General features: G+C 69.4%; 16 protein-coding genes. 12 read left to right on the plus strand and 4 right to left on the minus strand.

Annotated features, from left to right (window positions below; genetic code table 11):
- Nucleotides 1-30: 30 nt before the first annotated feature.
- Nucleotides 31-1,326 carry a DNA-binding protein gene (locus tag ACIOGZ_RS02820; protein ID WP_400984859.1) on the minus strand — a complete coding sequence of 432 codons (1,296 nt, stop codon included), beginning with the start codon at nt 1,324-1,326 and terminating at the stop codon, nt 31-33.
- Between ACIOGZ_RS02820 and ACIOGZ_RS02825 the strand changes: the two genes are divergently transcribed.
- The 7 genes from ACIOGZ_RS02825 (at nt 1,232) to ACIOGZ_RS02855 (ending at nt 6,191) form a co-directional block, all read left to right on the plus strand.
- A complete protein-coding gene (locus tag ACIOGZ_RS02825) occupies nt 1,232-1,435 on the plus strand; it encodes a hypothetical protein (RefSeq protein ID WP_400473580.1) in 204 nt (67 codons plus the stop codon). The genes ACIOGZ_RS02820 and ACIOGZ_RS02825 overlap by 95 nt on opposite strands.
- Nucleotides 1,436-1,580: 145 nt before the next feature.
- The gene (locus tag ACIOGZ_RS02830; protein ID WP_400473455.1) at nt 1,581-1,709 is read left to right on the plus strand and encodes a hypothetical protein; all 129 of its coding nucleotides are present in this window, start codon (nt 1,581-1,583) and stop codon (nt 1,707-1,709) included.
- 13 nt (nt 1,710-1,722) lie between these two features.
- Nucleotides 1,723-2,913, plus strand: coding sequence for a cupin domain-containing protein (locus ACIOGZ_RS02835; RefSeq protein ID WP_400473456.1), 1,191 nt, complete (start codon nt 1,723-1,725; stop codon nt 2,911-2,913).
- Nucleotides 2,910-3,755, plus strand: coding sequence for an aldo/keto reductase (locus ACIOGZ_RS02840; protein WP_400473457.1), 846 nt, complete (start codon nt 2,910-2,912; stop codon nt 3,753-3,755). The genes ACIOGZ_RS02835 and ACIOGZ_RS02840 overlap by 4 nt, the downstream gene beginning before the upstream one ends.
- On the plus strand, nt 3,736-4,584 hold the full coding sequence (locus ACIOGZ_RS02845; RefSeq protein WP_400473458.1) for a hypothetical protein: 849 nt from the start codon (nt 3,736-3,738) through the stop codon (nt 4,582-4,584). Before ACIOGZ_RS02840 ends, ACIOGZ_RS02845 begins: the two co-directional genes overlap by 20 nt.
- Before the next feature lie 3 nt (nt 4,585-4,587).
- A complete protein-coding gene (locus ACIOGZ_RS02850; RefSeq protein ID WP_400473459.1) occupies nt 4,588-5,418 on the plus strand; it encodes a hypothetical protein in 831 nt (276 codons plus the stop codon).
- Between the two features lie 53 nt (nt 5,419-5,471).
- A complete protein-coding gene (locus ACIOGZ_RS02855; protein WP_400473460.1) occupies nt 5,472-6,191 on the plus strand; it encodes a class I SAM-dependent methyltransferase in 720 nt (239 codons plus the stop codon).
- A 67-nt stretch (nt 6,192-6,258) separates the two neighbouring features.
- On the opposite strand, the gene ACIOGZ_RS02860 is transcribed toward ACIOGZ_RS02855, so the two are convergent.
- From ACIOGZ_RS02860 to ACIOGZ_RS02870, 3 genes are read right to left on the minus strand one after another with little or no spacing between them, the layout of a single operon-like run.
- Complete coding sequence (locus ACIOGZ_RS02860; protein ID WP_400473461.1) at nt 6,259-6,564, minus strand: DUF397 domain-containing protein; 306 nt, start codon at nt 6,562-6,564, stop codon at nt 6,259-6,261.
- Nucleotides 6,561-6,779, minus strand: coding sequence for a DUF397 domain-containing protein (locus ACIOGZ_RS02865; RefSeq protein ID WP_360330668.1), 219 nt, complete (start codon nt 6,777-6,779; stop codon nt 6,561-6,563). The genes ACIOGZ_RS02860 and ACIOGZ_RS02865 overlap by 4 nt, the downstream gene beginning before the upstream one ends.
- Before the next feature lie 8 nt (nt 6,780-6,787).
- Nucleotides 6,788-7,693 carry a helix-turn-helix domain-containing protein gene (locus tag ACIOGZ_RS02870; RefSeq protein ID WP_400984573.1) on the minus strand — a complete coding sequence of 302 codons (906 nt, stop codon included), beginning with the start codon at nt 7,691-7,693 and terminating at the stop codon, nt 6,788-6,790.
- Between the two features lie 466 nt (nt 7,694-8,159).
- On the opposite strand from ACIOGZ_RS02870, the gene ACIOGZ_RS02875 reads away from it, so the two are divergent.
- The 5 genes from ACIOGZ_RS02875 (at nt 8,160) to ACIOGZ_RS02895 (ending at nt 12,875) form a co-directional block, all read left to right on the plus strand.
- Nucleotides 8,160-8,480 (plus strand): ATP-binding protein, encoded by a 321-nt coding sequence (locus ACIOGZ_RS02875; RefSeq protein ID WP_400473463.1) that lies wholly within the window; start codon nt 8,160-8,162, stop codon nt 8,478-8,480.
- 120 nt (nt 8,481-8,600) lie between these two features.
- Nucleotides 8,601-9,557 carry a hypothetical protein gene (locus ACIOGZ_RS02880; RefSeq protein WP_400473464.1) on the plus strand — a complete coding sequence of 319 codons (957 nt, stop codon included), beginning with the start codon at nt 8,601-8,603 and terminating at the stop codon, nt 9,555-9,557.
- Nucleotides 9,554-10,981, plus strand: coding sequence for an FAD-dependent oxidoreductase (locus ACIOGZ_RS02885; protein WP_400473465.1), 1,428 nt, complete (start codon nt 9,554-9,556; stop codon nt 10,979-10,981). Before ACIOGZ_RS02880 ends, ACIOGZ_RS02885 begins: the two co-directional genes overlap by 4 nt.
- Entirely contained in the window at nt 10,978-11,763 is a 786-nt protein-coding gene (locus ACIOGZ_RS02890; protein ID WP_400984576.1) for a nucleotidyltransferase domain-containing protein, read from the plus strand. Before ACIOGZ_RS02885 ends, ACIOGZ_RS02890 begins: the two co-directional genes overlap by 4 nt.
- Entirely contained in the window at nt 11,760-12,875 is a 1,116-nt protein-coding gene (locus ACIOGZ_RS02895) for a radical SAM protein (protein ID WP_400473467.1), read from the plus strand. Before ACIOGZ_RS02890 ends, ACIOGZ_RS02895 begins: the two co-directional genes overlap by 4 nt.
- The last annotated feature ends 13 nt before the right edge of the window (nt 12,876-12,888 follow it).

Genomic DNA, 12,888 nt, shown 5'->3' on the forward strand with positions numbered 1-12,888 from the left:
CCGTTCTCTCGGTGGTACGGGCTGTGGTGATCACACTTCATGGAGGAGAAGGCTGTCGAGGGCGTGCCGGAACTGCTTCACCTCGGGGACTCGCCTGCATCGTTGCAGCAGTGCATCGAGCGCGGCCAGCTCGGTGATGATCCGGGCGGAGCCGGTGGTGGAGCCGATGGCCAGCGCCGCCAGGCCGGTTGCCGCGGCCTGCTCAGGGCCGTTGACGGTGACCTGGGAGATGGCCGAGCGGGCGAGGTAGACGCCGCGGTCGCGGCGGAAGTTGGGCGGCAGCGCCCGGATCGCCTGGTCGAAGCCAGCCACCGCCTCGTGATGGCGGCCGAGCAGCGAGAGCGAGCGAGCACGCTGGGCCTCCACGTACGCGGTGTCGAGCCACCGGCCGCGGCCGACCGGAGCCTCGGATGGGTCGGCGAGCATCGCGAGCGCGCGGTCGTAGGTGTGCTGGGCACTCCGCTCGTCACCGAGAAGCGCGTGGCCGTGGGCGCCGTAGACGGCGCCCATCGCGCTCAGCCGGCTTCCGGGGCGGGCTAGGCGCTGGGCGTAGTCTGCGAGGTCGATGGTGTCGGTGGACTCGCGCATATCGCCGGCGAGTTGGGCCTTCCTGGCGGTGATGTAGGCGCTCAGGTCGTGGTCGCCGCAGGCGCCCGCCCAGTCGCTCGCGCGGTCGGCCCAGTACTGGGCGGCCTGGTGGTCGCCGCCGTCCTGGTGTAGCCAGCTGCAGAACTCCGCGTACTCGGCGAGGACTTGCAGCAGGGCACGGCGGTCCTGGCCGGAGGCATCCCGGCGGAGGTCCTGGATCAGCCGGATGTGCTCCTGGGCCGTGGCCACGACCTCGCGCGGCCCGAGGACGTTGTCGCACTCAACGAGGGACCGGCGCAGTGCCCGCAGGTCCTCGACCGGGTGAAGGCCGCCGGTGAGAACGGCTGGTAGAGCCTGTACCACGGGCACCACGAGTCCGGACGGGCGCGAGAGCCCGGAGGATGCCGATGCACCCTGCGTCAACGCCTGGCGCGGCAGGGTGACGAAGACGATCCTGCCGTCTGTCGACCGGCAGCCGACCCGCACGCCGCCGTCCATGAGCGCCATCGTGGCAGCCCCGCGCCCCGCAGCCGAGTCGGCTGTCCAGCCGGTCCCCTCTCGATCTCGGGCGTCCGTCGTGGGTTCACCGCCTCGCCCAGGGGCCGGGGAGGCAGCCAAGGCAGCGGCAAGGTCTTCCTGGCCGATGCCCAGCAAGTCGGCCAGCTTGCCCATCTGCCACGGCCGGGGCGAGTACTCTCCCCGCTCCCACCGGCTGGCCGTCGAGCGCTCGACGTTCATGGCTGCGGCCAGCGACTCCTGGGTGAAGCCGGCCTTCCGCCGAAGCTCGATGAACCGCTCGCGCCGCACCCCCACCATCCGCCCCCTTGACGCGCGGAACTCGTCCTGACCGCGAAGTTTCCTGCTCAGCAGCCGGTTTGCCGCACAGATGCCTCATCAACGCCTCAATTCTGCTCTGTTCGGATGCACTGCGCAGCGATTCCCTGGTGATTGCCGGAAGGCCCGGTGAGCACCAAGGAAGAAAGGCCAACCGCATGGACGACTCCGTGACGGCCGACGACGAGGGCGTGCTGGTCGCCGTCCGCAGCATCCGGGCGGCGCGTTCGCGGGCCGACGTGCCGTCCGACAACACCGGCGGCCGGTCCGACCAGAACGACACCTGAGAGACCGCCCACGATGCCTGAGACCGCCTCATGGGCGGCGCGCCTGGGTGGGGACCAGTTCCTCACCCAGGCGCTGCACCGCTCCTATGCTGTGTTCCCCGCAGAGGACGCCGACACCGCTACCCTCCTGTCCTGGGACGATCTGAACTCGATCCTCGCCACCCACCGCCTCGACCCGCCGCGGCTACGGCTGTCGAAGGACGGGCAGGCTGTCCCGGTGGGCTGGTACTCGACCCCGAGCACCAACCGGCGCGGGGTGGCCTGGAACCGGCTGCACCCCGCCCAACTCCACGCCCAGCTCGCCGAAGGCGCCTCCCTCGTCGTGGACGCGATCGACGAGATCCACCCGCCGATCCGTGCCGCCGCCGACGCGCTGGAGCGCTTCATCGGCACGCCGGTGCAGACCAACGCGTACGCCTCGTGGACAGAGCAGGAGGGCTTCGGCCGGCATTGGGACGACCACGCGGTGGTCGTGGTCCAGCAGTACGGGGCGAAGCGCTGGCGGCTGTGGGAACCGACCCGGCAGGCCCCGACCTTCCGCGACGTGGAATCCCCGGAGGAACCCGAGGGCGAACCGGTTGCGGACTTCGTCCTCCACTCGGGCGACATCCTGTACCTGCCGCGCGGCTGGTGGCACAGCGTCACTGCTGATCAGGGCAGTGAGTCGCTGCACCTCACCTTCGGACTCGTCGCCCAGACCGGCGCCACGCTCCTGGGCTGGCTGGTGGATGAGCTGCACGAGAGCGCGGCCGTACGGACGGACGTCCCACTCCACGCCTCGGCGACCGAGAAGGCCGCCTACCTGGCCGATCTGCGGACCGCGGTGCTCACTGCACTGTCGAACCCCGACCTGATCGACCGCTGGGCCTGGTCCACCGGTACCACCCACTTCGGCCGCCCGGCCCCGTCTCTGCCCTTCGTGAACGCGGTTCCCCCGGACAGGGAGGTCACGGTCCAGATCACCGCCGCGCGCGCCGAACTCACCAGCAGCCCGGGTACCGGGACCGTCACGCTGTCCGCCGCCGGCACCGCGTGGGACTTCGCAGAACGTGCCGTCCCCGCACTGCAGATCCTCCTGACCGGGGATACCGCCAGCATCGGGGATCTCGCCGACGCCGCAGGGCTGGAGGCCAAGGAGGTGGCCGACGTCTTGACCGCCCTCATCCGGGGTCAGGCCCTCGCCGTCGTCGAGGCAAGCCGATGAGCCCGGATCTCGGCCTGGGGACCTACCGGGTGCGCGCCGTCGGCGAAGCGGCGCGCACCGCCCTCACGGCCGGGGCGAAGTGGATCGACACCGCCCCCAACTACGGCCACGGCCGGGCACACCACGACCTCGCCCCGGTGCTCGCCGAGCACCCGACCGCCAAGGTAACGACGAAGACCGGCTTCTATCCGGACGGCCGCCACAGCATCGCCCCCGTGGACGTCCGCGCTCAGACCGAGGAGTCGCTCGCGGCCCTCGGCCGTGCCGACATCGTCTTCGTCCACAACCCCGAACGATCTGACCACGACCGGCAGCAGCTGCATCACAGCCTCCGCGCCGCGTTCGCCGTGCTGGAGGAGTTTGCGCAGGCCGGCCGCATCGGGGGGTACGGCGTGGCCACCTGGGCCGGCTTCACCAACCAGGCGTTCACCGTCGCCGAACTGATCGCGCTGGCCGGTGAAGCGGGCGGGTCGCCGAACCACCACCTCGCTGGCATCCAGCTGCCGGTCAGCCTCGTCATGGCCGAGCCCATCGCCCAGGCCCTCGACGGAGCCGGGCCACTCGTCCACGCACGCGACGCCGGGATCGTGACGTTCGCTTCCGCGCCCCTGCACGGAGGCGAACTGCCGGGCCTGATGACCCCCGAACTAGTGAACCTCATCCAGCCCGGATCGACCCCGCACACCGCCGCATTCCAGCTCATCGGCGCCTGCCCCGCGCTGGACGTCGTCCTCACCTCGACCAGCGCCCTCCAGCACTGGGAGGATTCCCGGGACGCTCTCGCCCAGCCGATCCCCGACGCACGACTCAGGACGGTGCTCGATGCCCTTTCAGCCGGATGACGACACCCGGCACGACCTGACGGCAGCGCACCAGAAGGCCGCCGGATTCCTCAACCTGGTGTGCACCGGACCGCCGGTGTTCGGCACCTCCGGAACCACTATCGGCCGCCGGGCCGAGAACGTCTGGCTCCGGGTCTCCAGAAGCAGCCGCCTCCGGGCGCCCCGGCCGACCGGGCAGGGCGCCCTCGGCGCAGAACAGCTCGTCCCCGCCTCCGTGCCGCGCCCCCGGCTCCACGACACCGTTGACTGGACGGAGGCCGGCTGGTTCTACCAGGCCGATGTCTTCGACCTGGTAGGTTCCGCGGTCTCCTCGACCCCGGACCTCCGCGATGACCCCGGCTTGGACGATGGCTGGTGGACCGGGCTGCGGAACGCGCTGGCCGCCATTGCGGAAGCACCGGGCACGAAGATCACGCTGCGCCAGGCGTGGGTCGAAGAGGTCTTCCCGAAGTACCTCGGCATCCCGGCCCCGGCCGACGTCGAGCGGACCACCGGGCACGGTGATCTCCAGTGGGCCAACCTGACCGCCCGGCCGCTCAGGATCCTCGACTGGGAGCGCTGGGGCCTGGTGCCGGTTGGTTACGACCCTGCGGTCCTGTGGGTCAGCAGCCTCCTCGTGCCCACGGTTGCGGACCGCATCCGCACGGAGTTCGCCGACATCCTCGACACTCCGGCCGGACGCGTCGGTCAGCTCATCGCTATCGCGGAGATGCTCCAGGCCGTTGACCGCGGGTACTACCCGGAACTCGCCCCTCTCCTCACTGACCTGGCACGTGAACTGACCGGTGTCATCCCACCGCAGGGCACCGACGCCGGCCTCGTCCGGTAGACGGTGGACCTCCGGCAGGAGCCCGTCGATCACGTCCTGGACCAGGTGGAGCAGCGCCTCGGCACGAGGCTGGACCGGCGCAGCGTCGCGCGCAAGCGCCGGACGGTCGGAGCCGGCACCGACCGCGGCAGCTGGACCCGGGTCGAACGCCGCCCCTGGGCGCGGGCTCGGGAACAGGGCTGGGGCGGATTCGAAGCCGCAGCGGTGTTGGCCGGCGTGGCGATGCCACGCTGGTACGGGTCGGCGACGTGGCAGGACCCGGACGACGGGGCGATCTGGCACGTGGACGAGACCTCGCTGCTGCCGGAGTTCGCGGTGGGGGCCGCGGTGGTGACCGTGGACCCGGAACTACCGGATGAGTGGTGGTGCTCGCTGAACGCCTCGTTGGCAGCACTGGCCGTTCAGCACACAGCCCGGGTGGCGGCCCCGGACACCGAACGAGTCACGCAGCAGCTGGTCGACGACACAATCAAGGCCGCCTTCCCCGGAGCGCACGAAACTCGGGTGGACCAGTGGTGTCCTGCTCACGCCGACCTGAACTGGGCGAACGTCACCGGCCCTGGTGATTTCTGCATGTTCGACTGGGAGGACTGGGGAATGGCCCCACGAGGACTCGACTCGGCGTCGCTGTACGCTGCGTCCCTCGCCGTACCGGCACTCGCGGAAAGAGTCAGGCGGGAGCGCCGGGCAGACCTTGAGAGCCGGGACGGGACGCTGATGCAGCTGTTCGTGCTGGCGAAGATCGTCGGACCTCACGCCCGTCCGAACGACCCGCGAGTGGAGCCCGCGCAGCGCGAGGCCGCGCGACTGATCCGGACTCTTCAAGCGAGCTGAACGTTAGCCGTACTGCTACTGCACCATCGTCACCGAACTGGGAAGGAGCAGGCATGGACCCCACCACGCGTCCTCCGGGTGGTCACGACGCCGAGGCCATCGCGAGCGCGAAGGAGCGAGGCTGGCGGGATCTGGCGCCCATCGACGACGCGTACCAGGCCGGCGAGATCACGGCGTTCGAGTGGCACTCCGCCGTCCTGGACGTCATCGAACCGGCCTACCTCAACGGCGACAACCCGCGGGCCCAGTCCGGCCACAGCGGCGACGAGACCCGCTGGCGAGAAGCCCGCAGCCTGCTCGTCGACCTGCTCCCGCCCCACGGCGGGACGTTCCTCGACATCGGATGCGCCAACGGCCACCTGATGGAGAGCCTGACCGACTGGGCGGCTGAAACAGGGATCACCATCGAGCCCTACGGAGTGGAGATCTCCACAGCCCTCGCCGACATCGCTCGAACCCGCTGCCCGAAGTGGGCGCATCGGATCTGGACCGCCAACGCGATGGGCTGGAAGCCTCCACATCGCTTCGACGCCGTCCGCACCGGCCTGGACTACGTGCCGACTGACCTGCGTGGAGCGTACGTAGCCCATCTGCTGGACCATGTCGTCGCCCCTGGCGGCCGGCTGATCATCGGTGTCTACAACGAGGAACGAGACCAGACCACAACACAGGACCTGCTGCGGTCCTGCGGCTACACCCCGGCCGGTACCATCACAAGAGAGCACCGGCACCCCGAGATCCAGTACAAGGGTCTATGGCTGGCCAGCGCTTGAGTATGCGTCTTCGCCGCCGGCACCGGGGCGTGCGGTTCCCCGGTGCTCTGACGGGCAGCGCGCTTCCTCAGCAGGCCGAAACTGTCGGCGAAGCGCCAGCCATCGCAAGTAGGGCCGGCACTGAGGCCAGCCCCATATCGGAGTCGAACTCGCCGTCAGCGAGCCCCAGCAGGAACGCCCGCCACTCCTTGGCGTCGTATCGCAGGATGGTGCCCTCTGGATTGGCCGAGTGCCGAAGGGCCACGGCGCCCTCCGGGAGGTACGCCAGTTCCAGGCGGTCGGCGGGATTGCCGCCGGGGGCCGCCAGCCATACTGCGGTGCTGAGGTCGAGGGCGTAGAGGGCTGCCTTGGCGGTGCCTGCGGGGTGGCTCATACCTCGACCAGCTCGCCGGCGAGGAGGGCCGTGGCGAAGTTCTGCATCGACCGGTTGCTGGTCCTGATCGGTTTGATCTGGAGGTTCTTCGAGTCGCGGATGGCGACAGCCGGGAGCGTAGGGACGGGTGCAAGCTCCACGCACTGGCCGTTGTTCGCGGTGTACGTGCTCTTGTGCCAGTCGGCTCCGGTGAGAGGGGCTGCGTACAGCTCCATTGTGTTGATCATTCTGATGCCAGTTTTCTCTCGGTCTGCTCGATCAGTTCGAGGCTCAAGTCGACGCTGAGGGCTGCGTCGGCGAGATAGGTGGATAGGCGATGGAGACGCCGCAGACCCAGTGCATCGTCGATGAAGACGCTACCAGTCACGGCCTCCACGAACGCGGCTTCCGGGGCCTTCTGCCCTTCGTTCGTGAAGGTGTTGAACGCCCCGGTCAACGTGCCCTCTTCGCCCTTGGCGAAGGGGATCACGCGGAGATCAACGTGGGGTTGCGCCATCGCCGCGCGGAGATGGCGCAGCTGCGCGGCTTGGACGGCGGGGCCGCCCACGTGGAATTCGAGGGCGGCCTGGGTGATCACGCCGGAGAACCGCAGCGGCTCGGCCTCGTGCTGGATCCGGCGCTGGCGACGCATCTTGACCTCGACGAGGCTGTCGATCTGGTCGGGGCCCAGGGCGGCGAAGCCAACACCGGTGACCGCACGGGCGTAGTCCTCGGTTTGCAGCAGGGAGGGGATGTAGACGATTTGGTAGTCGAAGATGGCAGCCGCCTCGTGCTCATGGCGGATGAACTCGACGTATCGCGAGCTGAGGACATCGGCGTAGGAGTCCCACCACATGCTGGTCCGTTTCCGGCCGCGTTTGAACAGCGCCTCCAGGTGGCCGCGTTCGGTGTCGGGAACCTGGAACAGCTCCATCAGGGCGTCGAAGTCGTCGGGGGTGGCACTGCGCTGTCCGGTCTCGATCCGGGTGACCTTGGAGACGCTGCACCCGAGGACAACCGCGACGTCTGCGGCTGTGTGGTCGCGGTCTTCGCGCCGGCGCCGGATGTCGGCCCCGAACTGCCGACGTGCGGTGGCCGGGCTGCTGGGGATCGTCGCTGTCATCTGCTCCCCTTCGAAGTCGACGCTCATCTGTCCCGTCAGAGTAGGGCACCCCCACCCAGTCGCGGACAGTCTAGGTGGACATTGCCAGGCACATGACTCGGGTCAGGACTGGCAATTTGCCAGTCACATGCTTGACGAGATGTCACTGAGCGCGAGACGCTAGCGATGTGACGCGGTGCAGTCCGAGAACTCCGGATCGCAATCGCTGTCTGCTTGCGGCGGAGAGCTCACGCCCGAACGCCGACCTCCAACCTTGGCACGAATGAACTGGGTTGTGAGCGACTCACGGCTGTCCTGAGTGTCCGGTACGTGTCCTCGGACCGCAGGCAGTCGCCGAGGTGTGCCTCACTTTGCTCCGCGACACGGACCTGCCGGTGATCGTTAATTGCCGACGACCGCAGCCCCGGGAGGGTTGATGTTCGTCTCTGAGGCCGAGCCCACCAGGCGGTACCACACGGTCCTGTCGGGCATCCAACCCTGCGACATCAGCGTCATGCGCACCATCGCCCGCCTCCACCTTCGACTCTGGGGCCGCGGAGACTTGGAGGAACTGGTTGTCTTGGGCGTGAGCGAGCTCCTCGCCAACGTCCTTCAGCACGCCGACTCGGACAGCTGTGAACTGCTCATGCTCGAGACCGAGCTCGGAGTCGTCGTCGAGGTCACTGATGACTGCGAGGCTCTCCCCGTGATCAACGGGCCGTCCGAGGACGGGACCAGTGGACGCGGGCTCTCCATGCTTTCGGCGCTGGCCGAGAGCCTCGAGTTCTGCCCTCTGCGCACAGGAAAGCGCATCCGCCTCACGCTGCTGAGGTAGGGGCGCTCGCACCACCTCACCTCACGGGCGTCCAGCACTCTTGCCCTGGCCGCCCGCACACCCCGATACACCGAGGGCGCTTCCCGCCGGCGCCCGATTGCTGGAACTGAGGAGGTACTCATGGCCCAGACTGCTGATCCACCACGCGAAAACAGGATCAGCTCGGCAGCCGCCACAGGCCGGATCGCCTGGTGCGCCTTCAACGACACCACCACCCACTCGCTGAGGGAGCTGGGAGCAGCATTCCAGCAACTGGACGGCGCGGCCGGGATGGGCTCGATGACCGGGCTGCTACTGCGGACCTGCCACCGCGTCGAGTGGTACGAGGCCGAACCCGCGGCAGCTGCCGCCGCGGTGCTCCCGACCCCGCTCAGCCGGAGGCTCACCGGCCACGAGGCCGCTGCCTCCCGACTGGCCCGGATCGCCGCCGGCACGATGTCCCTGGTCCTCGGGGAGCAGTTCGTCTTCCAGCAGGTCCACGCGGCCTTCGAGCGGCTGCCCGTCAGCCACTTGCTCCGCCCGGTGGGCGCGGAGATACTCCTGCTCGCGACCCAGGCGCGGCGCCGGTTCGGCCTTCGGGCCCGGCTCGACTACCGCGACCTCGCCCGCACCCTCCTGGACGCGCCAGCCACGCACCCACGAAACCTGGTGGTCGTCGGGGGCGGCATGCTGGCGCAGGCCGTCGCGCGGGAACTTGGCGATGAGCGCCACGTCTTCCTCCTGACCCGCAGCCCCAAGAAGCTCCGCAGGCTCCTGAGGCCCGGGAACACCCGGCCGACCGTTCTGCGTATCACGGACCTGCCCGACACCGTACGGGACAGCGGCTTCGACCTGGTCCTCGCGACCTCCGGACTCACACCCGACTACCTCGACCATGTCGCCAGCCTTGCGGACGCCCCTGCCCGCTCGCTGGTCGTCGACCTATGCGCGACGCCCGTGCTGAACGGCCGCTCGAAATACCAGCACTTGCACCACCCGGCCGTCATCACCCTCATCGAGGAGGCCAACCGGCCGGCCGTCGAGGCCGCTCGCGCCGCCTCCTCCTGGATCGAGAACCACTATGGAGGCCACAGTTGACCACGATCGTCGACACGCTGGTGATCGGGGCGGGGCCGGCCGGGCTGGTCGCCGCCGACCGGCTCGCGGAAAGCGGAGCCCGGGTGCTGCTGGTCGATGCCGGCCGCCCGCACCGGCGCCGTACCTGCCCGGTGGACCTCATGCGCTCCTGCAACGGCTGCAAGGGCATCTGCAACGTGATCTCCGGTTTCGGCGGCTCCATCCACTACGGCGACGGGGTGAAGCTCTCCCAGTTCCCCAGCGGCCGGCGGCTGGCCGAACTCCTCGGCGCCGAACGGGCCGAAGCCGTCGCAGACCGGGCGATGCGGCGACTGTGCGGGGAGAGTCGGCCGGTGTTCCGCGGCGCCCTCCCCGCCCCTGGGCCGTTCAAGGTCAAGGACTACCCGGTGGCCTCGCTCAGCGCGTCGCAGGTCCGCTCGCTGATCGACCGGCTCCACCGCCGTATCACAACGGCGCCGGGCACCGAGTTACGGATGCAGACACAGGTCGCCTCCCTCAAGCCGCTCGGGCACGCGTGGCACGCCGAGGTCGCCGGGCTGGCCGGTCCCGGCGAGACCGTGCAGGCGAGTTCGGTGGTCGTCGCGGTCGGCCGGCGCGGCCAGCGCTGGTGGCGGCAGACCCTTCGGGGCCTCGGACTCTCGTACTCCGAGCCCGTTCCGTCCGTGGGCGTCCGCTTCGAGGCCCCGACCGCGCTCCTGCGGCGCGGGGCCGACATCCACGAGGACTTCAAGACCACCATCGTCACCAACGGCGTGAAGATCAAGACGTTCTGCTACTGCGCGGGCCCCGGCGGCGGCCGGATCAAGTTCACGGACTACGGCGACCACACCCTCCTCGACGGCCACGTCATCCCCGAAGCGCACACGGGTGGCACCGCGAACTTCGCCCTCCTCGCGCAGCTCCGCGCTCCTGACAGCAGCCCTCGAACCTCGGGCTGGGTCGAGGAGAACCTCCTCGTGCCCTACCGGGCGCTCAGGACCGACCGGCCGGGCAAGCCCGTCCTCCAGTGGTACCCCGACTTCCGCAGCCGCTCCCTCACCTGCACCGGTCTTGACCGCTTCGCCGAGCTCAGCGGCTTCCACCCCTCGCTGCGCGACTACCAGGTGGCCGATCTCGCGGGCATCCTGCCCCGCGACGTCCACAGCGCCCTGTGCAGCGCCTTCGAAGACCTGATGGCCTACTTCACCGGCACCGCCATGAGCGACCCCACCGCCGCCGAAGTCGCCGTGATCGGGCTCGAACTGGAAAACCTGTGGGACGAGTTGACGCTCACCGACTGCCTGGAGACCACGGCTCCCGGTCTGTACGCGGCCGGTGACTGCACTGGACTGGCCCAGGGCATCCTGCAGGCCGCGGTCGGCGGCCTCGTCGTGGCCGAGGCCATCACCGCCGGCCCCGGCCGCACCACCGGGCAGGCGGCATGAGCAGCACCCAAGCCATTGCGGAGGCAGGCCGCGCGGCCGTCGAGACCTTTGGTGCCAACCTCTTGTGCTCGTTCGTCGGGGGCTCGTACGCGCGCGGCACCAACAAGCCGACCAGCGACATCGACCTGTTCGTCATCACCGCCCGCAGTGACCACGACCGCGAGCGGCAGTTCGCCGAGCGCCTGCGCACCGTGCACCGCATCGCCGGCCTCGACTTCGACCACTGCGGCGAAGTCCTCACCCTCGACACCCTGAATACTCTGCTGGACTTCACCGAAACCTGCATTGAGGCCGTGCCTGCGGTTCAGCGATCCGCCTGCTACCTCGCCGACTGCCCGCTGTCGGTGTTCCGCAAGGGTGACGTCGTCTTCAAGTTCCTCAGCGACCCGAAGACCGCCGTCCACGACCCCGCCGGCCTGCTTCCGGCGCTCGAAGCCCGGGCGGCGGCTTACTTCTCCGCCTGGCCGATGCCCCGAATCCAGCAGCACAAGGGCCGGCTGCGCCTGCCTCCCGGCAGTCCGCAGCAGCAGCTCGCCGACCGGTGGGAGTCCCTAGCCGGCACCGACGCCTGGGCCGACACCCCTGTGGGAATCGGCCTGGAGCGCTGGTTCGGGACCGAGCTGTCGGCCCGCGCCGAAGTCCTGCACCCGGGTAGCCCTGTCGCCCAGCCACCCCCGGACGGCACCGCCTGCCCGCTGCCCTCCGCCGCCCACGTCCTCGCCGCACCACTGACCGCCCAGTGCCTCGCCTTCCTCCACTCTGAACCGGAAGGACACCGATGACCACCGTCCCGCTCGGTATGCCCACCACGCGCCTGCCGATCTACCGCCAGACCCGCGAACGATTCGTCTTCCTCTACCCCACCACCGCCTGCGGCCTGCGCTGCAAGACCTGCTATGTGGGCAACGAGCGCCTCAACGCCGCCAACACGATGAGCGTCGAGCAGGCCGTCAAGGTCATGGACTACTTCCGGATCACCGGAGGCCACGACAAGCTCTATCTCCTCGGCGGCGAGCCCACCCTGCACCCCGAACTGCCCGCCATCGTCGCCGCCGGCCGCGAGCGCGGCTACCAGGTCACCATCAGCAGCAACGGCGACTTCGACGACGCCCTGTTCGACAAGATCCCCCCGACCACCCTGAACAGCTTCAACTTCTCCCTGGAGTCCGCCGACCCGCTCATCCACCGCAAGATCCGCGGCAACCCCACCAACTACGACAAGGTCGTCCACCACATCGCCCGGGCACGCGAACTCGGCTACCAGGTCCGCGTGATGTGCACCGTCTCGCAGACCAACCGCGAAGACGTCCTCGACCTCATCCCCTTCCTCGCAGAACTCGGCGCCCACACCCTCAGCTTCCACAACCTCGGCAAAACCGGCAACGGAGGCCGCTTCCTCCAACCGCTCAGCCCCACCGAGTGGATGGACTTCTGCGCCGAGATCGAAGCCTTCCCGCCCGAGCCGCGCCTGGCGGTCTACTACCCGCCGACCTTCGTCAAGGCCGACACCCAGCAGACCTGGTTCGACCGCGGATACCCGGGCTGCCCCGCCCGCACTCTCGACCGCCCGCACGTCTACCCTGACGGCACCGTCTTCGCCTGCCCTGTCTTCATGGACGACGGCCGGCACTACGCCACCTTCGACGGCGACCGGCTCGTCCTGAACCCCGACCCGAACAACGAACTCAACGCCTACCTCACCGCCGACCCGGTGTGCACCGGATGCCCCAAGACGGACACCTGTGGCGGCGGCTGCCCCGCGTACTCCCAGATCCCCGCCTACAAGGACCACGGCTTCTACTCCTGCGACCGCGACACCACCCCGCTGTGCATCCTGTGGACCGTCTCGGCCTGGGGCGCCCGCGAAGCCGACTCGCTGCACGCCCTGCGCTGACAAGGGAGATCGC

It is taken from the genome of Kitasatospora sp. NPDC088160, assembly GCF_044741445.1.
Taxonomy (GTDB): domain Bacteria; phylum Actinomycetota; class Actinomycetes; order Streptomycetales; family Streptomycetaceae; genus Kitasatospora.